Genomic DNA, 25726 nt, shown 5'->3' with positions numbered 1-25726 from the left:
CTTGGAGGTGGGCTCGGTCGGCTTGGAGGTGGTTGTTTGCTTCTTCTTAACCACGACCTTGACGTTGATTTCGTCCGTCGAGTTATCGGGGTAGTGAACGGTCACGGGGATCGTCACGCTACTGCTATCACCGAGGGATGCCGAGGGGTAGATCTTGATGAGGCCCGTTTTCTCCTCAACGGCGAAATCCAGCTTCGTCGGATCAGAAGACTTCGGGGCGTGGAAAGAAGTTCCCTCGGGGAGGTCCGTATCGCCCTCTAGCTTTACCTGCTTATTTTCGCCGGCAGTCACCTGCACCTCAGACGGGTACGCAGGCGCGTAATTGTTGGCATACGTCTGCTCCGGCTTGTCCTTATCGTACGGCGGAACAGGCTTCGTCAGATCAGTCTGGGCAACGAGCTTGACCGAAATCTGGTCCACTGAGTGATCGCTGTAGCGGACAGTGACAGTGCGCTGGGTCCACGCGCCGGCGGCCAAGGTCTTATCAGGATTGACAGTGATCTCACCGGTGTTCTCGTTGATGCGGTAGTTGAACTTGCTCGCTTTGTCGGCTCCACTGATGGAGAACTTTGTCCCCTGCGGCACCTTCGACGTCAGCTTGATAGGTGACGATGTGCCGATCTTGACGTTCTGGATGAGCTCGCCGTAGGACGGATCGTACTCAGCAGCGAGATTTCCCGTTTCGCCCTGCTTAATGGAGACCTTCACGGTGGCGGCTTCGTGAGAGCCGTCGGTGTAAACAACGACTGGATGCCACTCGTAGTACACATTTGGCTTTACTGTTTCCGGCACAGTAATGGTGAATGTGCCGTCCTTGCTCGTTTCTGGGGATACCTTCCAGCCTTTATTCACCTGCGGGGCGCGAACCTCGCGTACATTGGTGAGAGGCGTGGACAGCGCAATTTTTACGCTGCCACCGGGGAGCACCGATACGTCACCGTACTTCGGGTTCTCCCTGTCCGCGATGGGATTATCGGGCTGTGCGACCGTCATAGTGGCAAGAGCGGTGTCCGACGTGCCGTCGGGGTATTTCACAACAAAAGCAAGGGGCTTCTTGGTGCCCACGACGGAATCGGCGGGGGCAGTGACTGTCCAGTTGCCATCCTTGGACAATTGAGAGGTCCATCCCTCAAGATTGCCCTGCGCAGCAGTGAAAGTGGTGCCCTCGGGGAAGTCCTTATTCGCCACACTGAATGTGACCGACTTACCGGGTTGAACGTCCTTTTCCACCTTGGCGGGTTCAAAGCGGCCACTCATTGGGTTATCCGGCTGGGCCACGTATACGGTCACCGGAATCTTACCCACAACGCTGTGGTCTTTCTTTCGGACGGTGAATTCAAAGTGCCGCACCATGCCTTGGTCGGTTCCCTTGGGAACCGTCACCGTTACCACGTTGTTTTCGGTTGTCGAGGTCCAGTGATAATTCTTATCCACGCCCTCGCCGATATTGAAAGTAATGTAGTAGCCTTCCGGGAGCGGCTTTGTGATCGTGGGCTTGAGCACGTTATCTTTGCCCGCCTGAACGGTGGCTACGGGGGTGTCTTTCCCCTCCAACTTCAGCGTGGTCGTGGCGTAGCTCACACCATCCCACACGGGGGTGTTTTCGTTCGCTGTATTTTGTGCGGTGGCGTGAGGTAGAACCGTTGCTGGAGCCACCACAGCACCGGTGAGCGCCAGGGACGTGGCCGTGAGTAGGCCAAGCATGCGCTGTTTAGCTGAAAATTTCTTAGATTTCATACTGCCGAGTATAAAGCTTTTTTGCCAGTTGCATGGGAGGATTCTGTGCCACTGCACCCTCATGTGCGGTTAATTCTCACAATCTTTCTGACGTTCCAATTGAGAGGTAACTGTAGGAGAAACGAGCGCGGTGAGCCCTGCTGGTGCCTGGTAGCCCTTCGTTCATGGCAGAGAGAACCGCGTCTATGCGGTTGTCGTGTGTTGGGGCAGTTCAGGCCGACACGTGTCAGTGTGGGACGTTGGGGCTCCAGAAAGCCCCGCTAACCGGGACCGTAACTACATTGGAAGGAAGCGCACTTCTCGTGCTGTGGTGTGAAAGACCAAAAAAGTCCGGCCGGAGCCGGACCTTGTGCGTGCAGTTGTCCAATCTCCCCGCGCCCGCGCGAGTCAGGCGCGTGACGGAGATATCTTAGTGCTGCTCTAAAGCGTAGAACTGGGCGCTCATCGCCGGGATATGGATGCACACGGAGTGATCGCAACCATCCCACGGGCGCTCGTCGGACTGCGCCTCGAACTCGAGGAAGTTGCCGGCCCCCTCGTACACGTCCTCGTCGGTATTGAGGATGCGCTTCCACACGCCGGGTTCAGGGACACCGACGGTGTAATTGGGCTGAGAGTAGCCGCCGAAGTTGTACACACACAGCACCTTCGAGCCATCGTCACCGGTGCGGACGAAGGCAAGGATGTTGTTGTCTGCATCATCGGCCTTGATCCAACGGAATCCCTCGGGCTTGAAGTCCAAGGAATACAGCGCAGCATTGTCAGTGTAGACAGAGTTGAGATCGTGGGTGAGTTTTTGGATCCCACGGTGGTACTCGCCTTCCCAGCCATCCATGTCTGCCCAGTACAGGGAATCGGATTCGTTCCATTCGCCAACCTGGCCGAAGTCCTGCCCCTGGAAGAGCAGCTGCTTGCCAGGATGTCCCCACATGAAAGCGAGGAGCGTGCGCAGTCCAGCTGCCTTGTTCCACGCATCGCCGGGCATTCGCTGCCACAGGGTTCCCTTGCCATGGACGACCTCGTCATGGGAAATCGGCAGCACGAAGCGCTCACTGTAGTGGTACACCATAGCGAAGGTGACCTCATTGTGGTGGTAGGAGCGATGGATGGGGTCGTGCCCGAAGTACTCCAGGGTGTCATGCATCCAGCCCATGTTCCACTTGAAAGTGAAACCAAGGCCACCGTTGGAGGTGAAATCGGTAACGCCGGGCCAACTTGTTGATTCCTCTGCTATGGTCACGATGCCGGGGTGGTTCTTGTGCACCGTGGCGTTCATCTCCTGCAGGAACTGGACGGCTTCCAGGTTCTCGCGGCCACCGTACTGGTTCGGTGTCCACTCGCCGTCCTCGCGGGAGTAGTCCAGGTACAGCATACTGGCGACGGCATCCACGCGGAGACCATCAATATGGAACTCGTCTACCCAGTACAGTGCATTGGCGACGAGGAAGTTGCGCACCTCGTTGCGGCCGAAGTTAAAGACGTAAGTGCCCCAATCCTTCTGCTCACCCCGACGCCAGTCGGGGTGCTCGTACAGCGGGGAGCCATCGAAGCGGGCGAGTGCCCACTCGTCCTTGGGGAAGTGGGCAGGCACCCAGTCCATGATGACACCGATACCACGGGCGTGGAAAGCGTCGATAAGCGCCCGGAAATCGTCGGGAGAACCAAACCGGGAGGTAGGAGCATAGTAGCCGGTGACCTGGTAGCCCCACGAACCACCGAAGGGGTGCTCGGACACAGGCAGGAACTCGACGTGGGTGTAGCCCATGCCATCGACGTAATCGACGAGTTCATCGGCGAGCTGCTGGTAGCTCAGGCCTTGCTTCCAGCTGCCCAAGTGCACCTCATAGATGCTCATCCGATCGGTAGTAGGAAACTCGTCCGCGCGGGAGGAGATCCACTCGTCATCTTTCCACTCGTACGAGGAGGACGTGACCACGGAGCCGGTTGCCGGAGGTACCTCTGCGAGGCGAGCCATGGGATCTGCCTTGTCCAGGCGCTCACCGGTTTCTGTGTGGATGGCGTACTTGTACACCGTGCCTTCAGCGATACCGGGGATAAAGATCTCCCACACCCCTGAGCTGCCGATCGCACGCATTGGATACTGCGAGGGGTTCCAGCTGCAGAAATCGCCGATGACGGCGACACCCTTGGCAGCCGGGGCCCATACTGCGAATGAAGTACCTGTGACCTCACCGAGCTCGGTCCTGTAGGTGTGAACGTGCGAACCGAGGACCTCCCAGAGTCGCTCGTGGCGACCTTCACTGATGAGGTAAATATCCTGATCGCCGAGGGTGGGCAGGAAGAAGTATGGGTCGGCTTTCTCTACAGCATCGACAAGTGGGTACTTCACGCTGAAGCGGTAGTCGCGCGGTGTGCCATCGTCGAGGTGAATGGCCCAGATGTCATCGCCGAGCGATTCCATCGGTACGCTGTCGCCGTCGATAAGCAAGAAGACGCCTTCAGCACCTACTTGTCGTGTACGAACGACGGCTCCATCGTCGGTGGTGTGAAAACCGTAATGATCGTGGGGGCAATAGTGCTGGCACCGGCGCAGAAGATCGAGGTCGGCTTGGGGGATTGCAAGTGATTGCATAGTGAAAAATTCCTCTCAATCTATCTCCACGCAAGGTGTGCGCGGCGCTCGGGGGCGACAGGTGGAAGTTCAAAAATGTGGGCTACGTTCTTATACGGCTCCAGCCGGATGTAGTTCACCTTGGAGAAGTCGTATTCCTCGCCGGAAACGAGATCATGAACCGTAAAAGTATCGGATTCGGTGCGCCCCAATGCATCCATGTCCAGCGTGAGCATGCCGGACTGCGCATAGTGGGAATCGAGGTTCACCACGACGAGCAGGGTGTTGCCGGTCTCTGGATCGACCTTGGAGTAAGCCAGCATTTGATCGTTGGTGAGCTCATGGAAATGGATGTATCGCAGCTGCTGGAGAGCCGGGTTCTTCCGTCGGATGAGGTTGAGCAATCCGATGTAGCCAGACAGGTTGTCCTGCGAGTAATCGCGTGGCCGGAGTTCGTACTTCTCCGAGTGCTTGTACTCCTCGGATCCGGGTGCCACGGCCTCGTGCTCGAAAAGCTCGAAGCCGGAGTAGATGCCCCACACGGGGCTCATTGTGGCAGCGAGGGTGGCGCGGATAGCGAACATTGCGCGACCGCCGTACTGCAAGCTCGCGTGCAGAATATCCGGGGTATTGGTAAACAGGTTGGCGCGGGAGATGTCCGCCATCTGGGAGATCTCCGTGGCGAACTGGGTGAGCTCCTTCTTCGTGGTCTTCCAGGTGAAGTAGTTGTAGCTCTGGCTGAAACCCACCTTGGATAGGCCATACAGACGCGGCGGGCGGGTGAACGCTTCGGCGAGGAAGATGACCTCAGGGTGCTCCGAGTGCACCTCGGAGATGAGCCAGTGCCAGAAGTTGGCAGGCTTCGTGTGTGGATTGTCGACACGGAAGGTCTTCACACCACGGCGGATCCACAGCAGGACAATGTCGAGGATCTTTGAGTAGATCGTCTTGCGGGCGTTATCAAAGTTGAGGGGGTAAATGTCCTGGTACTTCTTGGGCGGGTTCTCCGCAAAAGCGATGGTGTTGTCCGGGAGGATCGTGAAGAACTCTGGGTGTTCCTTCGCCCATGGGTGGTCGGGCGCGCACTGGAGGGCGAGGTCGATCGCTATCTCCATATCGAGCTCCTCGGCGCGTTTGACCAGCGCTTCGAAATCTTCAACCGTGCCGAGTGCGGGGTGAACGGCCTCGTGGCCACCCTCGTCGGAACCAATTGCCCACGGGGAGCCCACGTCATCGGGCTCCGCATCGAGGGTGTTGTCCTTGCCCTTCCGATTTATCTTGCCGATGGGATGGATCGGGGGAAGGTAGACGGTGTCGAAGCCCATCTCTTTAATACGCGGGAGCTCGTCTGCAGTTGTGGCGAAGGTGCCATGGATGGGGTGACCATTTTCGTCCACACCGCCGGTGGAACGAGGGAAGATCTCGTACCAAGAGCTCACCAGAGCCTTGCGGCGCTCCACAAAAATCCGGTATTCGGAGGTTCGGGTGAGGAAGCGGCGGATTGGGGCAGAATCCTGCGTGGCGGCCATTGCCCTGTGAATCTTGTCCGCCAGTGGTGCATCTGAATGGAGGAGTTCGACGATCTCCGTGAGCCCTGCCTCCTTGCATAGGCGTGCACCAATCTCGATGTCGTTTGCCATCTCGGCCTCAGACTGGCCGGCATCCAGCTTCGCTTCTACCGCGTGGCGCCACGTCTGGAACGGGTGATCCCACCCCTCGATGCGGAAACTCCACATCCCCATCTCGTCTGGAACGAATAGGGCGTTGAACTTGTCAGGTTCTTCTTCGCGGGGAACCATAGAGATGGCGGTCTCCCGGCCCCGGGGATCGGTGATGACGCAGGTTGCGCCTACCGCATCGTGACCTTCCCTCCACACGTTTGCGAAGATGGGGATCACTTCGCCCACAGCGCCCTTCGCTGGATAGGACCCGCAGTTAATAACGGGTCGGATGTCATCAATGGCAATGCGTCCAGTCATGCCTATTAGCCTAGTTAAATTTGTCTGCCCGCATGGGTTTATTGGGCACTTTTCTGTGTTTGCCTGCCTGTTTATGATCACACCGGGGGAGCGCCATGGGGGATGTGGCCATAACCAGTCCGTTCTGGAGGGTAAAGGGGAGGGTGGCGTCACGGGGTGGGGGTTCGTTGGTCGTTGACGCAAGGGGTATCGCGAGTCGTTGATGTGCGGGGCGGCATCAGCCACAGAAAGATGCATGAGCCGGTTGTGTGCGTGGGCTGGTCGCAGAAAGTATGTGTGAGGTGCAACGGAAATTACTACGGGAGAGCTGCCACTTCGGGGGAGTTTTCGCATCGGGGAACACTCATATCGGGGGGAGCTGTCACTTTGGGGGAGCTACACTTCGTGGAGCTCTAAAGAGGGGCCGGGCGGTGCACCCACATTCCGAACATGTTTTGGGGAAAGATAGAGGTGTGATTGATGGTGCAAACGAGTACAACCCGGACTTAGTCATTGATTTTTCTGATGTGACCTTCGCTCGCGACGGAAAGACCCTGCTTGGACCGATTACCTGGCAGGTCGAACTCGACGAGCGCTGGGTAGTCATCGGCCCCAACGGCGCGGGAAAAACCACGCTGATGAAGCTCGCCGGCGCATCCGAATTCCCGTCGTCCGGGCAGGCATTCCTCATGGGGGAGCAAATCGGCAAGACGGACATGCGGGATCTGCGCGCACAGATCGGCATCAGCTCCACATCCGTCGCGCAGCGCATCCCACCGAAGGAAAAGGTCGCTGACCTCGTCATCTCTGCGGGATATGCCATCCTCGGTCGCTGGCGTGAGGAATACGAGGAGATGGACTATAACCAGGCCATCGCCATCCTCGAGCAGGTCGGTGCTCTCCACCTGCGGGAGCGCACGTGGGGCACGCTCAGCGAGGGGGAAAAGAAGCGTGTCATGATCGCTCGCGCTCTGATGATCAACCCGGAGCTTTTGCTTCTCGACGAGCCGGGCGCGGGCTTGGATCTCGGTGGTCGGGAGGATCTCGTCCAGTTCTTGGCAGACCTTGCGGCTGATCCGGATGCTCCCGCCGTGGTAATGGTTACTCACCACGTAGAGGAAATCCCCGCCGGTTTCACAAACGCTTTGCTTCTCGACGAAGGGTCGATCGTGGCCAACGGCCCGATCGATGAGGTCATGACGGATGAGAATCTAACCGCCTGCTTCCACCAGCCGATTACCATCGACAAAATCGACGGCCGCTACTTTGCACGGCGCTTGCGCCGTGGCGGTACGCACCGCTCACCCGTGCAGTAAATGTGACACCTCCGCTGCGCAGTGGTGTGTGACGGAGGAAGGAAATGAAGAAGCAGAAAGGTATCGATGGCATTCTCCCGCGCCGAGGTCTCCTACCTTGTCCAGCAGCAAGCGGAGATTAACGAAGCCGAACATCACGTCGGCCTTACTTATTCCACGGTCATCGCCGATACCGCATACCTCAGCAAATGCTTCGGAGATTTCGGTCGATGTGTCAGCGAACTGCTCAGGGCGCGCCGGGTTGGGGCGCGGAAGGGGCTTCCCCCCGAATGGATCTATCCGCTGGAAGCCGCCGAGCAGGCGACGCCACCTGCGGTCGTATGGCAGCGACAACGACGAATTCGCGAGTTCTTCCCCGATGAGCTGGTTCACGATGTGACGTGTTCCGTTGGAACGGAGATCGCCACACGTGCTGACCTCGGTGAGACCGGAGAGTCTAGCCCTTTCCATGGCACTTCCGTTGTCGGAAGTGACCTCGATATCACCCGCGTCGCTTGCGCACACGCCAATACACATCAACCAGTCTTCGTGGCCGACGCTTTGGCACGCACGACGAACGCACGGGTTATCATTGCGGATCCAGCACGCCGCGCAGGCGGGCGGAGAATCCCGCGCCCAGAGGATCTTCTTCCTCCGCTGCCGGATCTCGTTGCTGCCCACGGTGACGCGGAACTCGCCATCAAGTGCGCGCCGGGGATCGACTATTCGGCTTGGGAGGGGCTGGTGAGTGTAGCCAGCGTCGATGGAGGCGTGAAAGAAGCGTGCCTGTACACGCCAGGATTGGCGGGAGGGGAGCGTCGAGAAGCGATCATCATCCGCGACGGTACCGTTGTAGACCGAGTGACCAGTGCAGAGACCCCACCAGACGGCGAGGATCTGGTTGCAGCGCCAGGAGAATTCATCCTCGACCCCGACGGTGCGATTGTTCGCGCAGGTCTCGTCCGTAATTTTGCTGCCCGCGAGGGGCTGTGGATGCTCGACCCGCGAATCGCGCACCTCACTGGGGATGCGATTCCACGCGGTTATTCGGGGTTCCGCATCCTGGAGGACGTGCCGCTGAAGAAGCTGAAGAAGGCGCTTGGTGCCTACAACGTCGGGAGTGCGGAGATCCTCGTGCGCGGCGTGGATATAAACCCGGACAGTCTGCGAAAGAAGCTCAAACTCAAGGGTGATACACCCGCCGCTATCGTCATCACCCGCATCGGCAAGACTGCTCATGCATTCATCTGCACGCCACGTCAGTGGGGGTAACGGTGGCAACAGGTGTTCTCCTACCTCAACGGCGAAGGTGACGGTGGCGAGAGCGACTGTGACGGTGACGAGTGCTTCGGGTGGAGATCGTCTTCGCGTGAAAGTGGTGCAGCTAAGCAGTGCGGACAAGCGGTACAGACGAGCAATGCGGTCGAGCAGTACAGTCGAGCGGTACGGTCGAACGGTACGGTCGAACGGTACGGATGAGCAGTACGGACGGCCATGACGGTTATGTGGCTCTCCCTGATATATGGGAAAGCTAACGCATGCGGGAGCTGTCATGTGACACACCTATTTGCTTCCAACTACAAGAGGCTTTTGGATAGAAAGCCATAGGTGAGTAACGGTCTCCTCTTCGGCCTCGCTGTTGCCTGTGCGCCATAATAGACAACTCTGACTATTAAAAATCAACAGGTTGGTCTACTATGTCATTTGTTCATGCGCTCGCGGCTCATAGGTGAGTGCATAATAGGAGTCGTGTGTGGACGCGTTACACTCACTAAGGCAACAAGCTTTCAAAATATTCGATTACAACGGACGAAAGGTGTGAAGATGCCCGCGATTGCAGTGCTTGTCAAGCACGTGCCGGACACGTGGTCCGAAAAGTCATTGGAATCTGACTTCACTCTCCAGCGTGAGGGAGTAGATGAGGTTCTCGATGAGGTTAACGAGTTTGCTGTTGAGCAAGCTTTACGTTTAAAGGATCAGCTTGAGGGTGCCGAAGTTGTGGCTGTATCAGTGGGGCCGGATCGCTCCACTGAGGCGCTGCGTAAGGCAATCGCCATGGGGTGCGATCGCGCCATCCTTGTTTCCGATGAAGCAATCGCCGGTGCAGATGCGCTCGGCACCACGTGGGTGTTGACCAACGCGCTGAACACGATCGATGACCTCAAACTCATCGTATGTGGTTCTGGGTCTTCTGACGGCGCAATGGGTGCGATCCCCGGTTTGCTGTCGGAATACCGTCAGATTCCCGCATTGACATACTGTGTGGAGTCATCCATTGAAGGTGACAAGCTGAAGGCAAAGCGTGTGACCAACGCCGGTGAGACGGTTCTTTCCTCCTCACTGCCCGCGATCTTGTCTATCACTGACAAGGCTGCTTCTCCGAGGTTCCCTAACTTCAAATCGCTTGCTGCAGCGAAGAAGGCAGAAATTCCTACCCTCACCCTTGCGGATCTTGGTGTTGAGCCGACGCAGGTGGGGCTCAACTACTCCGCTACCGTCGTGCAGAGTGCCGAAGTTCACCCGCCACGTGAACAGGGTGAGATTATCTTTGACCACGGGCAGGGGGCGGCGGCCATTGCCGATTACCTCGAGAAAGAAAACCTGATCTAGGAAAGGGAGTTAGAAAAATGGTTTACGTTCTTGCAACAGACTCCTCGCGGATCAACGGGGAACTCATCACAGCAGCTCGCGCGCTCGGCGATGTCACTGCCGTTGTTGTCGGCTCTCTACCTGCCGATGCCACGGATGCGCTTGCATCGCAGGGGGCTGCGACCATTATTCGCGCCCCATACACCGGGCAGCGTGTCATCATTCCCGCTGTGGATGCGCTCAGTATCCTCGCCTCTCAGACCCCCGGCCCCATTGTTATCTCCAAGTCTGAGGAGGGTAACGAGATTGCTGGTCGTCTCGCCGCCCGGCTCAGCTCAGGTGTTCTCACTGACGTGGTGGCCATCAACTCCGATGGCACCGCACGCGGATCGATCTTCGGTGACAAAATTGGTACCACGCTCGCTGTTGGCGGTACGAGCCCGATCTACACTTTGCGTGCCGGCGTAGTTGAACCGCAGAATCAGCCGGCAGCTGGCACCCTCATGGACCTTGCCCTGCCTGAAGCGGGTGCGCTCGATCCGACGGTGGAAAGCTATACTCCCCATGCACCGGGTGCTCGTCCGGCGCTACCGCAGGCCGACGTGGTTGTTTCCGGCGGTCGCGGTGTGGGGTCAGCCGAGGGATTTGCTGAACTGGTCGAGCCCCTTGCTGACCTCTTTGGTGGCGCGGTGGGTGCTACTCGTGACGCTGTCGATGATGACTTTTACCCGGCCGAATACCAGGTCGGGCAAACCGGTGCCACCGTTTCACCTGAGCTCTACATCGCTCTCGGTCTGTCTGGCGCGATTCAGCACACCTCGGGTATGCAGACGTCGAAGCGGATTGTTGTGGTCAACCAAGATGAGGATGCTCCCATCTTCCAGATCGCCGACGTAGGCGTGGTAGGCGACGTGAACGATATCGTCCCCGCATTGATCAAGGAAATCACCTCCCGCCGCGAAGCGAAGGGACTGAGCTCCTAGGCTAAGCGACGGCCGCGGTCGCGGTGCGCATGTGTTGCGCATGTTTCGTGCTGCGCGGTGATTAAGCCGCACTTATTTAGCGGGTGAGCGGTGCGGTATGTGGTGCGTGGCACGTGGTGCGGCCTCGGTGACTATGCTGTGTCCGCATAAGGAAGCTCACGAGTGGCCACACAGTACTCGAACGGCATGCCCCCTAACTGGGTTCAAACTGGTTAGGGGGTTTATTGTGGCCTATTATCCATGTCAAGTTTGGCTATGTCGAGGTTTTGCTAGTGCGCTCTTGCGTCCGAAGTTGGAGTAAGGGGGTAGGAGCACGCAAGGGATGTTCGGCAACCCGCTGCTTCTGTCATGTCCGAATGTTGTGATGTGAACTAACTAATTCCCGAATGTATATAACACGTCACAATCAAGGTAGAATACATTCATCATGGGAAAACGAGAGGAAAACAAGGCGAAACGGGAGCAGGCCGTATTGCGGGCAGCCCGGGATGTCTTCCTCTCCCATGATTATGAGTCGGTAACAACATCACAGCTGGCGGAGGCCGCTGGCCTGACTACAGGAACGTTTTTCCGGCACGCAGGCTCTAAAGCCGAACTTCTCATCTCGGTGTACACAGAAGTTTTGGAGCATGGTCTCGCTGCTGAGAAAGCCCTTCCGGCATCCGCTGGCCTATTGGAGCGTGCACACGCGCTCATCGATCCGATCGTTGAGGCGACTGAGGAATCCCGGGGGAATATGCTCGCCTTCCAGAGGGAAGTTCTGTTTGGCACGTCAACGGGGCCCCGGCGGGAAAACGCCATCAAGCTTATTCGCGATTTTGAGCGCCGCATCTACGCCTACGTACGCGGGCGCGATATCGGTAGGGATGCCGCCCGGCAGGTGGCTGCCAGCATATATGCCATCATGTACATGGAGCTCGTCCGCGTCACGATCGATAGCTCCGAGGTGAAAAACATGCGTGGGCGGTTGCACGAACAAATCAAGTTCATCGCTGACGGGATGAAGCTCTAGGCTTTTTTCGCCCAGATAAATTGCCCCTTTGTTGGTACACCATGCGTCGGGTACGTCGTCAAAGCGCGAGTTCATGCGGAGCGTGTGCAGAGAAAGTACTCATACGTGCAGGCTGGCGCGTGCGCAGGAAGTAGACCCTACGTGCGTGCAGGTAGGCGCGGGAAGAGGTTAGCTAGGCGCACGCTGAGCCACGTACACGAGGCTTGAGTCATCCGGGCGTGGCGGATGCGAGTGAATGTGGGTGGGTGCTCCTTGAGTGAGGACAGGGGCGATGTCGACTTGGGGCTGTGGAATAGGTGGGAAGTGAGCGGCCGGTGATCGGTGGGCTTCGGGGAATATTCGCCAAAAAATACGCGAAGAAAGACACGCCGGTGGGGGAGAAAACAAACTCTCGGGGAATTTTCATAAAGCCAGGTGATGGCAGGATTTTCAGCTTGGATTCGCAGAAAAATCGACGCACCAAAAAGATTTGTGTACGAAATTAACCCACGCGGTGCTACACTCACACCTAGCAAAAATGGAGTGCGCTCCATTTTGTGTACTTGGTGCGAAACTTCGCGTGTTCGTATGTAGTTTCTTCCACAATACAACAAGGATGATCTACCGCGCGGGTTTTCGCAGAAAAGATAGGCGAAAAGAGGAGCATGACAGCGACTATCGATAGCAATGCTACGGACATTCTCGTTCGCAGCACTGAAGAAAAAGCGAAGAGGCTGCAGCACGCGCGCGGAAAGCTCACTGCTCGCGAGCGGATTGAGTCTCTTTTTGATGCCGGGACGTTTCTGGAAACAGGTACGCCTCGCAAGCCATACGGTGCAACGCGGGAATCCGAAGAACTCACCGCAGTGGTGACCGGAATCGGAGAAATCGATGGGCGGCCTGTTGCCTGCTATTCACAGGACTTCTCCGTTCGAGGAGGCACCCTGGGCAGCATGGAAGGCGAGAAAATCTGTGATCTGATGGATAGGGCGATTGCCTTGCGTATCCCGATCATCTCCATCGTCGACTCGGGTGGTGCCCGCATCCAAGAAGGTGTCCGGGGTCTGAACCAGTACGGAAGGATTTTCCGGAAGACCGTGGCTGCGAGCGGGGTTGTTCCCCAGATTTCCATCATCATCGGACCATGCGCTGGTGGCGCGGTCTATTGCCCGGCGCTGACAGACGTTGTGATTATGGTCGCAGGAAAATCGCACATGTTCGTTACCGGACCAAGCGTGGTCAAAGCAGTCACTGGCGAAAGCGTCACTGCGGAGGAACTAGGTGGCAGCGCGCTGCACTCGACAGTGTCTGGGGTAGTACATTACGAGGCCACCGACGAAGAGGATGCGTTTGATTACGCGCGGGTCGTATTGAGCTACCTCCCCACACGTTGCGAAGATAAACCCCCAACTTTCATTCCGGCGACACCAGCGGTCGAATCCCCAGATGAATCCGTGAACCGAATCGTTCCGGCGGATCCCCGCGCTCCCTACGACATCGTTGATCTCATTCGCTGCCTGGTAGATGATTCCGAATTCGCACAGCTCAGTGAGCATTATGCGGAAAATATTGTTACCGGATTCGCCTGTATCGACGGTACCCCTGTGGGTTTTGTGGCAAATCAACCGAGCGTTGATGCAGGAACCATCGATGTCGATGCCTCGGAAAAAGCCGCCAGGTTTATCCGTACGTGCGATGTTTTTGGTCTTCCAATCGTCACGCTCGTCGATGTCCCCGGTTACCTTCCTGGCACAGAGCAGGAGGAACAAGGAATTATCCGCAGAGGTGCGAAGCTTATCGTTGCTTACGCAATGGCAACGGTGCCACTCATCACTGTCATAGTGAGGAAGGCATTCGGCGGAGCCTTCATCGTTATGAGCTCCAAAGCTTTGGGCGCGGATTTTGTCTGTGCGTGGCCACAAACGGAGATCGCCGTCATGGGTGATGACGCGGCTGTGGGCATTATTCACCGCAAGAAGCTGGAAGCGATCTCGGACAATGTGGAGCGTCAAAAAGTGCGAGACCAACTTCGCTGTGAATACCGCGACACAGTGATGGGGCCGTTCGATGCTGTGCAGATTGGCGCTGTTGACGCGATTATCCAACCCCAGGAAACGCGTTCGACTATCAGTGCGGCGATCCGAACCTTCAAAAACAAGCCATACCAGCCGACCGCCTATCGCAAGCACGACAACGGTCCGCAATAGGGCACTCAAACGGTCCGTAGACAGTGCAGTCTTGAGAACTCGACACCACGGAGGTCGTGCGCCCGGAAAAACCGTGGTGGCATGGGGACAATCTGCTCTCTGGCACATGTGACTTCTGCTAACTGCAGGCAGCATGTGTGCAGCGTCGTGCCGAGAAGTCCAGTCACGTACCAACCCGGAATCGTGTCACCAGAGTTTCTGAGGATCCGCAGGTGATGAAATTCACGGAGAACCTCGATTGTCGAAAGACTTTCGTTGCTTATCGATGACCGAAAAACATAGACACAAACGGTCCTCGACATAAACGGTCCTCGACACGAACGGTTTTCTCAGCGACATCCCGCAACTCTTGGATACCGCACCGCACAGGACTCCAGGCGCAATCAGAACTATCAACATCTGTCACTACCCGCAATTCTTTTTTTGCCCCAGCCGGGAAAACAACCTGGGGAATACATAACAAGAACACCAGCAACCGCGCAGAGCACCGGATATGTCGCTGACTTTCACAGCGAAGCCGCAGGTGCTTCTGGTCGTTTGCAACATAAGGAGAAGAACATGACCGCTACAATCCGCAATTACGCGCTGAGCTTTGATGGGCAGTCGACCCCATGGCACAAAGCACTCATGGAGGTCCTCGGTGATCCTGTCGCCGCCGAACACCTCCACCGTCTTACCTCTCGTGCCGATGACCTCCTGGCACCGCTTGGACCTGAGCTAGCTGCTCTCGGTTCAGGCCGCTACAGCCTCGAAGACGTCCCCAACGATCCATCTCCGGTCCACTCCGTTCCCGGCATTACCGCCGCGCAATTCGGACTGTTTCACGTACTGCTGAATTCTGGTTTCGATATCGTGTCCCATCCGCCGATAGACTTCATCGGTCACTCTCAGGGAATTCTGGGTGCGGCTTTGGTCGAACGGTGGGTTGCAGGAGAAACCGAAGACGCTGCTAATATTTTTGCGCTCGCGCGCCTTATCGGAGCTGCGACGACGAAGCACCGGCCGGGTGTATCCACATCCAGCATGCTCTCTGTTCGCGGGGTGGACAAACCCGTCATCCGCCGAGTCATCCGGGGGGCCAACATCTCCATCGCACTTGTCAATGGCTTCCGTCGGTTCATACTCTCCGGATCCCCGGAGGAGCTTGAGACAGCTCGTACCGCCTTGGAAAAGCTCGCAGCCGAGCACAAGAAGAAGCAGGATGAGTCCGGGGCCTGTGGCGAGACGATCGCGCCGATCATGGAATATCTTGAGGTCGCGGCCCCCTTCCATGATTCCCTCCTGCAGCAGGCTCTCGACCAGGTCGATCGGTGGTGCAGCGTTATCGGTTTGCCGGAAAATATTGCACAGTACAATGCCCACGAGCTGGCCGCGCACGTGCTTGTTAAACCCCTCAACTGGCAGGAGACCGTGCTTGCGGCTATCTGCAAGGGCGCAACCTCCATCGTCTGTCTTGGCCCTGGTGATGTCATCGCTACGGTCACCCGTGATGCCTGTCGCGGCCGCGGCGTAGCCGTTGTTCCGGCAGGAAGCGTAGACAAGATCGATGAACTCACAACGCCGGGGTACACGCCGGCGGATCCAGCAGATTACTCCGAGTACGCCCCACGCCTCATCACCCTTCCCGGTGACAACGCACCGAAGGTAGATACTAAGTTCAGCCGGTTGACGGGACTATCGCCCATCATGCTTGCGGGCATGACACCGACAACCGTAGATCCAGAAATCGTTGCGGCTGCGGCGAACGCCGGGTACTGGGCGGAGCTCGCCGGTGGCGGGCAGGTGACAGCCGAGGTGCTGAACCAGAACGTCGACAAGCTCAAAGGACTCCTCAAACCAGGGCGTACCGCACAATTTAATGCGATGTTCATGGACCGCTACCTGTGGAACCTCCATTTTGGTAACTCCCACCTTGTGACCTCCGCGCGCCGTTCCGGGGCACCGATCGATGGTGTCGTCATCACGGCAGGAATTCCTGAAATTGATGAGGCGGAGGCCTTGTTCGCAGAGCTTCGCGATGCAGGATTTAGCTATGTTGCTGTGAAGCCTGGAACCGTTGCCCAAATCCGCCAGTGCCTGGCCATTGCCGCTTACACCGACAACCTCATCATTCAGGTCGAGGACGGGCGCGCCGGTGGCCACCATTCCTGGGAAAGCCTCGATGAACTGCTCATTAACACTTACTTTGAGATTCGTAACACGCCGGGCGTTGTGCTTACCGTTGGTGGTGGACTCGGCGATCCGGCGCTTGCTGCGACGTACCTGAGCGGTACGTGGTCCGAAAAGTATGGTCTCCCCGCGATGCCCGTCGATGCTGTGTTCATCGGCACACCCGCGATGACAGCGAAGGAAGCAAAGACAACCGACTCGGTCAAGAAACTTCTTGTCAACACCCCTGGCACCTCCATCGACGAAAACTGTGGATGGGTGCCACGTGGAGAGGTCGTCGGTGGGATGACCTCCGGAATGAGTCACCTGCACGCCGACATGCACGAGGTGGATAATGCTGCTGCAGAGTGTGCACGCATCATCGCCTCTGTACACGGTGACACGAAGAAGATCGCCGCGCGGAAAGACGAACTGATTGGGGCGATGAACAAGACCGCGCGCCCGTACTTCGGCGACCTCGCTACCATGACCTACGCCGATGTCGTCCGGCGCTATGTGGAACTCGATTACCCCTACGTGGACCCCTCCTGGCAGCAGCGTATGCAAGATCTTCTCCAGCGCTTTGAGGCCCGTCTTGCAGAAGAGGAGCGCGGTGACATTCCTACCCTCTTTGCTGAGCTCGACTCCGTTGCGGACGCTCCCGCTGCGGTGGACGCCCTCCTCGCTGCCTACCCGCAGGCGGAGACGACCACGATCACCCCTGTGGATGAGGCGTGGTTTGTTCACCTCTCCCGCAAGTACCCCAAGCCCACAGGCTACGTCCCGGCGCTCGACGAGGATCTACTTCGCTGGTGGGGTCAGGACTGCCTGTGGCAATCCCAAGACGAGCGCTACTCTGCGGACAGCGTGCGTGTGATTCCGGGCCCGGTCTCCGTTGGGTTTGTCACCACAATGAACGAACCGGTAGCAGACATTCTTGCTTCCTATGAGGATGCTGCAGCCCGTGTCCTTTCCGATGGCGGCCTTACTGCTACAGAATGTGTGAGCAGAAGGGCCTTCGGGGCCGTCGACGACCGTGCTGCTCACGCGCCTGCGTCCGCCTCCGGTACGCCCTCGAAGGCATTTCCTGCAGGACGTCTGCGTGCACAGCCCCTCGAGCTCACTTCTGAGGAAAGCACAACATCCAGCGGTCGCCACAGTAAAGGCGACGCTATTCCCGCGTCCGCCCCGTCGCCCGCGTCCGCCCCGTCGCCCGCGTCCGCCCTGTCGCCCGCAGCCGTATCGTCGCTCGCATCCGCCGCTCCTTCGCCCATCACTAGCAGCGGGACACCAGAAAATCGCCTATGCGCAACGGTGGAGGAAGCAATCATCGCCAGCCCCGTCATCAGCTGGATGGGGGCACTGATGACCAACCCCACGCGCGTTGTGGATGATGCCGGGTGGGATCTCATCCACGAAGGCGGGCAGGCCTGGACGCTTCGCATCACCATGGATACAGCGTGGGATCACACGGCGGTAGACACGCATGCGGTGCGCAGGCTGGATATCCCGCTCACCGTTGATGAGTCCATTCACACCGGCGGGTGCCCCGTCGTCGATGCAGAACGGCTGTCTACCGCAATGTTTGACCTCCTCGCAGGAATCGCAGGCGTCGGCGGCGTGTCCGCCCAAGGCGACACCATCGACGTTTTGCCAGCCATCGAGACCTCTTCGCGTTCGCGCTTCGGCGAAGCCCACCACGCCTTCACGTGCGCCCGCCAGATCGGCGTAACCCACGGATCGACCACAGGGGCTGCACTGGGGCAAGACCAGCAGCAAATCGTTACCGACGCACTTCTTGGACCGTGCTGGCCGGCTATTTATGCAGCTCTCGGATCAGGTCGCGTGGACGGAATGCCCGTCATTGAGGGCCTTCTGCAGGCCGTACACCTTGACCATTCGGCTCGCGTTCACGTTCCCATCGATTCACTGCTCGGCCAGCGTATCTCCGTAATTTCCTGGGCCGATTCGATCGAAGAGTCCCGTAGCGGGCGTATTGTCACCGTGAAGTTGGAGCTATTCGTTTCCTCCGACGAAGCCGAAGCTAAGAAGACAACCCCTGTCATTGAGTTCACCGAGCGGTTCGCCATCCGCGGCCGCGCATTCGGAACTCAGGCGCCGAAGGAGCCGGCTGTGGCCGGTGGGTACTCGGCGGAATTTATCGATACTCCTCGCTCCCATCTCGGCAGCTACACCGTGACCTCGCCGGGGGAGATGACCCCCTTCGCGTGGGCCTCCGGGGACTTCAACCCCATTCACACCTCCCACCGCGCGGCCCGGGTAGCAGGACTATCCGCCCCGCTCGTGCACGGCATGTGGCTGTCCGCCACGGCACAGCACGCCGCTGAAGCAACCGTCAAGGCACCGCTGACGGGGTGGACGTATCGCATGTTCTCCATGGTTGCCCTCCATGACACGGTGGATATCACCATCGATCGCATCGGTGCGGTCAACGGAGGTGGCCTCCTTATTGAGGTGACCTGCACCATCGACGGAACACTCGTCTCCCAGGCGACCGCCGTGACGGCAGCACCCCATACCGCTTATGTGTACCCGGGACAAGGCATTCAGGCCAAGGGCATGGGGATGCAGGAGCAGACCGCCTCCCGTGCCGCCGCCGCAGTGTGGGAACGTGCCGATGCCGTCACCCGTGAGCGCCTCGGCTTCTCCGTCATCTCTATCGTTCGCGACAATCCCACTGAGGTTGTTGCTGGTGGCGTCACCTACCGGCACCCCAAGGGTGTCCTCAACCTGACCCAGTTCACCCAGGTGTGCCTGGCAACGCTGGCACTTGCGCAGACCGCGCAGCTGAAGGAAGCCGGTGTCTATGTGCCGGGTGCGTATTTCGCCGGTCACTCTTTAGGTGAATACACGGCGTTGGCCGCCTACGCCGGTGTGATCGATCCGGATACCGTCTTGGAGCTCGTCTTCCAGCGTGGTCTCACCATGCACCACCTCGTTCCCCGCGACGCGGAGGGCAACTCCAACTACCTGCTCGGTGCGCTGCGTCCGAACCAATTCGGCGTGGGGGACGAGGACGTGGCCGACTACGTTGCTCGTGTTGCTGAAGAATCCGGAGAGATGCTGGAGATCGTAAACTACAACCTGCGCGATCAGCAGTACGCGATTGCCGGCACCATTGCGGGTATTGAGGCGCTGAAGGAGGATTCCTCGCGCCGGGCGAAACAAGCCGGTGGCAAGAGCCCCTTCATGCTCGTTCCCGGCATCGATGTCCCGTTCCACTCACGCGTATTGCGTGGGGGAGTGGACGACTTCCGCGAGAAGCTCGACGCGCTGTTGCCGCACGATATTGACCCGGACATCCTCATCGGTCACTACATTCCGAACCTGGTGGCCAAGCCGTTTGGGCTGACCGAGGAGTTCCGCCGCGCCGTGCTTGAGGTTGCGCCCTCAACTATCGTCGAAAAGCTCGACCTCAATGGCGACCGCAGTGAGGTAACCAGGAGCCTGCTTATTGAATTGCTGGCCTGGCAGTTTGCCTCTCCCGTGCGCTGGATTGAGACTCAGGAGTTCCTGTTATCTCGCGCTGCGAACCTTGACCAGTACGTGGAGGTTGGTCTTGGTGCTTCCCCGACGTTGACGAACCTCGCGGCCAAGACCCTGCGTTTGCCCGGTTTCGCCGCTTCGGATGTTGTTTTGAGGAACGTCCAGCGTGATGCCACCTACATGTTCCTCACTGATGTGAACGAGCGTGAGCTGCCAGAGGGTACCGACAACGCTGAAACTGGCTCTGTTGCCACCGACACAACATCCGGTACCAACGGCCAGGTGCAGGAGACAAGACCAGCGTCGGCGGGCCATGCGACCGGCGGAGTGGACTCACCAGCTTCCACCGCGACAGCCTCGACCACCGCGACTTCCGCGAACACCGCCGCCGCTGCTACCGACGCTGCAACAGCCGCAACTTCCGCAGCAGCATCTGCCGCATCTGCCTCTACCGGGGGATCGACAGCTCAGCCGCTGCCCTTTACCGCCGGTCATGCTATCCGCGCTTTGCTCGCCCAGGCGAACAAGATGCGCCTCGACCAGGTGGGCGATGCCGACACCATCGGTACGCTGACCAGTGGTGTTTCCTCACGTCTCAACCAGCAACTCATGGATATGTCCGCTGAGCTGTCGCTTCCCGCCGTGGAAGGCGCATCGGAGGCGGACATGAAGACGCTGACAGCGACGGTAAACGCCGCCGCCAAGAACTACCAGCCCTTCGGCGAGGTGCTCGGCAAGTTTGTCAAGGATCAGGTACGCAGCGTCTTCGGCCCCGCCGGCGCCAAGCTGGAAGACATTTCCAACCGAGTGACTGGCACGTGGGCGCTACCTGCTGGCTGGGATGCACATGTCACCATGGCGGTGGCGTTGGGAACGCGCGCGGGTTCGTCTGCTCGCGGTGGTGATCTGGCACTGCTCCCGACGGCTGTGACCAACGGCGCGGAAGTTAACGATCTTATCGACGCTGCTGTGGCTCAGGTCGCCTCCGACAACGGCGTCACCGTCGCCCTGCCCACCGGTGGCGAAACCGGTGGCCAGGTTGTTGACTCGGGCGTGCTCAACGACCTCGCCGAGAAGATCCTCGGCGCGAAGGGAATCCTTGCAGAGTCTGCTCACCACGTCCTCCGCGCCCTCGGGCACAACGATGGAGTAGCCCCCAGCAAGCCGGACAACGCCGACGAGCTTGTCGCAACGGTGACCGCAGAGGCTGGCTCCGATTGGGCGCGCCGGGTTCTGCCCGCCTTCGACGAGGCAAAGGCTGTGCTTTTCGACGACCGGTGGGCCTCCGCCCGCGAAGACATTGCTCGCCTCGCAGCTGGGGAGGAGATTCCTGCGACGGCATCCTTTACCGGTACTGGAGAGGATGTCGCAGCTATGGCACAGTGGTACGGCTTCACCGATGTGGCCGATGCTGCCCGCTCTACCGATCAGGGCGAGTTTGTTGGCACCATTGCCGTCGTCACAGGTGTGTCGCCGCACTCCATTGCCTCCGGCGTCGCCGCAGAGCTGCTTTCACGCGGGGCGACGGTGATCGCGACCTCGTCAAAGGTCACCCCAGAACGCACTGAGTGGGCTCGCAAGCTCTACCGTGAGCATGCCTCCGGTGCGGCCTCTTTCTGGCTTGTTCCCGCAAACCTCGCGTCGTACCGCGATATTGATGCCCTATCTGAGTGGATTGGAAACGAGCGCTTCGTCACCGTTGGATCCACCAAGAAGAAGGTAAAGGATGCGTGGATCCCGGATCTGCTCCTCCCGTTCGCTGCACCTCCCGTCCGCGGTTACCTGACCGATGCCGGAACCGGCGCCGAGTTCGAATCCCGTGTTTTGCTGTGGGGTGTGGAGCGGCTTATCGGTAGGCTTTCCGCCCTCGGCGAGACCACGGACGTGAACCACCGACTGCACGTCGTGCTCCCCGGATCGCCCAACCGCGGCACCTTTGGTGGCGACGGCTCCTACGGTGAGGTCAAGGCGGCCTTCGATGCGATCGTCAACAAATGGTCCGTCGAGCCGTTCGGGCAACGTACGAGTCTGGCCCACCCGCGTATTGGTTGGGTGAAGTCGACGAACCTCATGGGGCACAACGATCGCCTCGTTGCTGTCGCTGAGCGGCACGGTGTGCACGTGTGGACTCCCGAGACGATCGCTAAGGAACTTGTCGGACTGTGCAGCGAAGCGTCGCGCACGGCCGCTGCAGAAAAGCCGCTGGTGGCCGATCTCACTGGTGGACTCGCCGGGGTGTCGCTTCCTGCCATCGCCGCTGAGGCGTACGCGGATGCAGCGCGCACCGAAGAGGAAGCTGTGACCAGCGGAGCGTCGAATAGCGATGATCCGACAGCGACCAGCTCCGTAGCGACCATTCCCGCACTGCCCACACCACACCCGCGGCACCAACCGACCGACCGCGAGGTGCCGTGGACTGCAGAGGTAACCACCCCTCTGGAGGAGATGGTGGTCATTGTGGGCCTCGGCGAGGTCTCCCCGTGGGGCTCCGGCCGCACGCGCTTCGAAGCAGAGTACGGGATCGATCACCTCGGTGATGTCGACCTGACGCCCGCAGGCGTGACGGAACTGGCATGGATGATGGGACTCATTACCTGGGAAGACAACCCCACCCCCGGGTGGTACGACGCGGATGGCAATTACGTCGATGAATCGGATATCTATGACCGCTTCCACGACGATGTCATTGCACGCTGCGGTGTGCGCCCCTTTGCCGACGACGGCCCCATCTCCGATGGTGCCTCCGGCAAGGAGATCCAGTTCTTCCTGGAAAAGGATGTCACCTTCACCGTTGATGACCTGGAAACCGCGAACACGTACGTTGACGCAGATCCCGCATTCACCAGCGTCAGCGTAGACCAGGACGGTTCCATCCGCGTGAATCGTCGCGCAGGGGCTACCTCCCGCGTGCCAAAGAAAGCTACTCTGGCTCGTGCCGTTGGAGGCCAGATTCCGGATGGCTTCGACCCGCAGAAGTGGGGCATTCCTACAAGCCTGACGGAGTCGATCGACCGAATCGCAGTGTGGAACCTCGTTGCTACCGTCGATGCCTTCCTGTCTGCCGGATTTGAGCCCGCTGAACTGCTCCGGGCGGTACACCCGGCCGATGTGGCGACAACTCAGGGCACTGGCTTCGGTGGAATGAGCTCCATGCGCAAGCTCTTCCTCGATAGGTTCATGGATGCGGACATTCCCTCGGATATCCTCCAGGAGACGCTGCCGAACGTTGTTGCTGCGCACACGATGCAGACCTATGTCGGCGGCTATGGATCGATGATTCACCCCATCGGTGCGTGCGCTACGGCAGCAGTGTCCGTTGAGGAAGGCGTGGATAAGATCGCGCTAGGCAAGGCAGATGTGGTTATTGCCGGCGGTATCGACGATATTTCTGTCGAGTCGATTCAGGGCTTCGCCATGATGAACGCCACCGCAGATTCGGATGCGATGGCTGCCAAGGGGATCGACCCCCGTTTCTACTCCCGCGCCAATGACCGCCGTCGCGGCGGCTTCGTGGAAAGTGCTGGTGGCGGCACGGTCATCCTTGCTCGAGGCACGGTTGCTCGTGATCTTGGTCTTCCGGTCCTCGCCGTGGTGGCCTTTGCACAGTCCAACGGCGACGGCGCCCACACCTCCATTCCTGCCCCGGGGCTGGGAGCGCTGGCAACGGCTCGCGGTGGACAGCGTTCCCGCCTGGCCAAGTCTCTTTCGGGGCTGGGCATCGGCGCCGATGATATCTCCGTGATTTCGAAGCACGATACGTCCACCAATGCAAACGATCCGAATGAGACGCGGCTGCACACCTATATTGCGGAGGCCCTCGGCCGCAGCGAAGGCAACCCGCAGTACGTCATCAGCCAGAAGACACTGACCGGCCACGCCAAGGGTGGTGCAGCGGTGTTCCAAATTGGTGGCATTGCCGATGTCTTTGCCACCGGCAGGATCCCCGGTAACGCTGCGCTCACCTGCGTCGATCCGGAAATGAAGGACGGCACGTGGTTCACGTGGCTGAGCGAGCCCCTCCAGTTGGCAGAGGCCCCGAAGGCGGCACTTCTGACCTCCCTCGGGTTCGGCCATGTGTCCGGCTTGGTTGCTCTTGTCCACCCGGCGGCATTTGCCTCAGTGGTTGATGACCCGTCCTGGGAGAAGCGTGCCAACGCCCGCTTGGCAGCCGGTGAGCGGAGGCTTGTCCAGGGGATGCTGGGCAATAGGCCGTTGTTCGAGGGTGTCGACAACCGGAGGTTCCGTGAGGGCGACACTATTTCTGAGAAGGAAAAGCTCATGCTTCTTGACCCAGATGCTCGCCTGAGCGCAGACGGCTGGTTTTAAGCCTGCCTTTTAGTTGCCTCCGCAGAGCCCCAGTGGCGTGAATGCCGCCACCCCGTGCGCAGACACCCCCGTGCGCAGGAACTCCGATCGTTTGGAACTTCCCCTTTACCTGGGAATTCCGCTCCGTCGTGGATTCCTTCCTGCTCGGGGTTTCCGGCTCACCGGGCACGTCGGCTGGCAAACGCTGGTTGACATACGCCGGCTGGAAAATACCAGACCCAGCTAAACGCATTCCAGCTGAGGAGGTTTGCACACAAACAACGCCATACGAAGATGAGAACCCACACAAAGAGGAGAACGAGGTATTCCATGCACGAGTCAGTTTCCACACATGCAAATGCGCAGGTGCGTTCACTCGCTGTGCATGGGGCACCATCCGTGGGTATTGACCTCGTTCACATACCGAGCTTTCGTGAGCAGTGGGAGGCACCAGGCACCACAATCTCTGGTATGTTCACTCCGTACGAGCTTCGGCAAGCGCGTAAGAAGATGGCGGTGACCGGGGATGTCTTTCAACACCTTGCCGCGCGGTGGGCTGCAAAAGAAGCTTTCATCAAGGCGTGGAGTGGGCTTATCGCCCCGGCACCTCCACTCATCGCGTCGGAACGCGTTGTATGGAGGGACATTGAGGTTCGAAGTGACCACTGTGACCGCCCGTACCTCCACCTGCACGGTGAAGTGCAACGCCTTTCTTCGCCCAATTTCGCGTCATCCCTCTCTTTATCTCACGATGGTGATTACGCGGTCGCCGTCGTTGCCCTCGCTCAATCACACGTGTGAGCTGGAAGAGCCTTACGTAAAGTCCAACAACCTCGGGAGACAAGGTAGCAGCGAGAACAGTAGCGAGAGCGGGATGGTCCAGTCAATGGACCAGCCGGTGGACCAGCCGGATCGTTTTCACCGAATGTTCCATGTCGTTAAGCACTGTGTGGACGTTGAGGTGGAAACGGAACCGCTGGTCCCCGTGGGCGTGAATAGTGGCAGTGCCGTCACAGCCTCCTGGTTGGCGTAAACCGGGAGGACAAAGGGGATCTTGCCCGTGATCCTCTCGTATGTGGGATCCGCAATTCGAGGCTTCCTGTAGGGGCAACGCGGTGGATGACTGCAGCTCCGCTGTCTCTTTCCTGAAACGTGCTTTCTTGCGGGTAGAAGCAGCAGAGTGCGCCGATCCCTGTCTGCTGTCTGGTTGTGTTCTCAAAGCACATTCGACTATCGAAAACAGAGTTGTTCTCTGCAGAAGGCATTGAATATTAATATTTGGACATAAATGTTCGAATGAAAATAGATGTGAACAGTGCGAACCAGCGAGTACTTTTTCGCGACCAGGACATCACGGGTGTGGCGGTCTGCCGGGTGCAAATCGTTCTTCGGTCAGGGTGGGGAATACCCGTGCACAAAAAACCGCGTCGGATG

11 protein-coding genes are annotated in these 25726 nt (G+C 58.8%); 8 read left to right on the top strand and 3 right to left on the bottom strand.

What is annotated here, in order from left to right:
* The 3 genes from HMPREF3044_RS01890 to HMPREF3044_RS01880 all read right to left on the bottom strand — a co-directional run.
* Positions 1-1737 (bottom strand): Rib/alpha-like domain-containing protein (locus HMPREF3044_RS01890; protein ID WP_141759621.1); only part of this gene is annotated, 1737 nt, incomplete at its 3' end.
* Between the two features lie 409 nt (positions 1738-2146).
* On the bottom strand, positions 2147-4330 hold the full coding sequence (glgB, locus tag HMPREF3044_RS01885; protein ID WP_070739040.1) for a 1,4-alpha-glucan branching protein GlgB: 2184 nt from the start codon (positions 4328-4330) through the stop codon (positions 2147-2149).
* Between the two features lie 20 nt (positions 4331-4350).
* Positions 4351-6288, bottom strand: coding sequence for a maltotransferase domain-containing protein (locus tag HMPREF3044_RS01880; RefSeq protein WP_070739039.1), 1938 nt, complete (start codon positions 6286-6288; stop codon positions 4351-4353).
* Between the two features lie 452 nt (positions 6289-6740).
* Here HMPREF3044_RS01880 and HMPREF3044_RS01875 point away from each other — a divergent pair, with 452 nt between their 5' ends.
* The 8 genes from HMPREF3044_RS01875 to HMPREF3044_RS01840 all read left to right on the top strand — a co-directional run bounded on the left by HMPREF3044_RS01875 (position 6741) and on the right by HMPREF3044_RS01840 (position 25093).
* Complete coding sequence (locus tag HMPREF3044_RS01875; protein ID WP_005396042.1) at positions 6741-7583, top strand: ABC transporter ATP-binding protein; 843 nt, start codon at positions 6741-6743, stop codon at positions 7581-7583.
* Positions 7584-7649: 66 nt separating this feature from the next.
* Complete coding sequence (locus HMPREF3044_RS01870) at positions 7650-8834, top strand: THUMP-like domain-containing protein (protein ID WP_070739038.1); 1185 nt, start codon at positions 7650-7652, stop codon at positions 8832-8834.
* A 552-nt stretch (positions 8835-9386) separates the two neighbouring features.
* Positions 9387-10172: an electron transfer flavoprotein subunit beta/FixA family protein gene (locus tag HMPREF3044_RS01865; protein ID WP_070739037.1), complete on the top strand. Its 786-nt coding sequence runs from the start codon at positions 9387-9389 to the stop codon at positions 10170-10172.
* Positions 10173-10189: 17 nt separating this feature from the next.
* Entirely contained in the window at positions 10190-11134 is a 945-nt protein-coding gene (locus HMPREF3044_RS01860) for an electron transfer flavoprotein subunit alpha/FixB family protein (protein ID WP_070739036.1), read from the top strand.
* 427 nt (positions 11135-11561) lie between these two features.
* Complete coding sequence (locus tag HMPREF3044_RS01855) at positions 11562-12146, top strand: TetR/AcrR family transcriptional regulator (protein WP_005392169.1); 585 nt, start codon at positions 11562-11564, stop codon at positions 12144-12146.
* Between the two features lie 644 nt (positions 12147-12790).
* The gene (locus HMPREF3044_RS01850; protein WP_070739035.1) at positions 12791-14332 is read left to right on the top strand and encodes an acyl-CoA carboxylase subunit beta; all 1542 of its coding nucleotides are present in this window, start codon (positions 12791-12793) and stop codon (positions 14330-14332) included.
* A gap of 558 nt (positions 14333-14890) precedes the next feature.
* A complete protein-coding gene (locus HMPREF3044_RS01845) occupies positions 14891-24313 on the top strand; it encodes a type I polyketide synthase (RefSeq protein ID WP_246820836.1) in 9423 nt (3140 codons plus the stop codon).
* Positions 24314-24622: 309 nt separating this feature from the next.
* Positions 24623-25093: a holo-ACP synthase AcpS gene (locus HMPREF3044_RS01840; RefSeq protein ID WP_210400512.1), complete on the top strand. Its 471-nt coding sequence runs from the start codon at positions 24623-24625 to the stop codon at positions 25091-25093.
* The last annotated feature ends 633 nt before the right edge of the window (positions 25094-25726 follow it).

It is taken from the genome of Corynebacterium sp. HMSC073D01, assembly GCF_001815555.1.
GTDB classification, from domain to species: Bacteria; Actinomycetota; Actinomycetes; order Mycobacteriales; family Mycobacteriaceae; genus Corynebacterium; species Corynebacterium glucuronolyticum.
The sequence above is the reverse complement of the archived record's forward strand: the minus strand, read 5'-3'. Positions and strand labels throughout refer to the sequence as shown.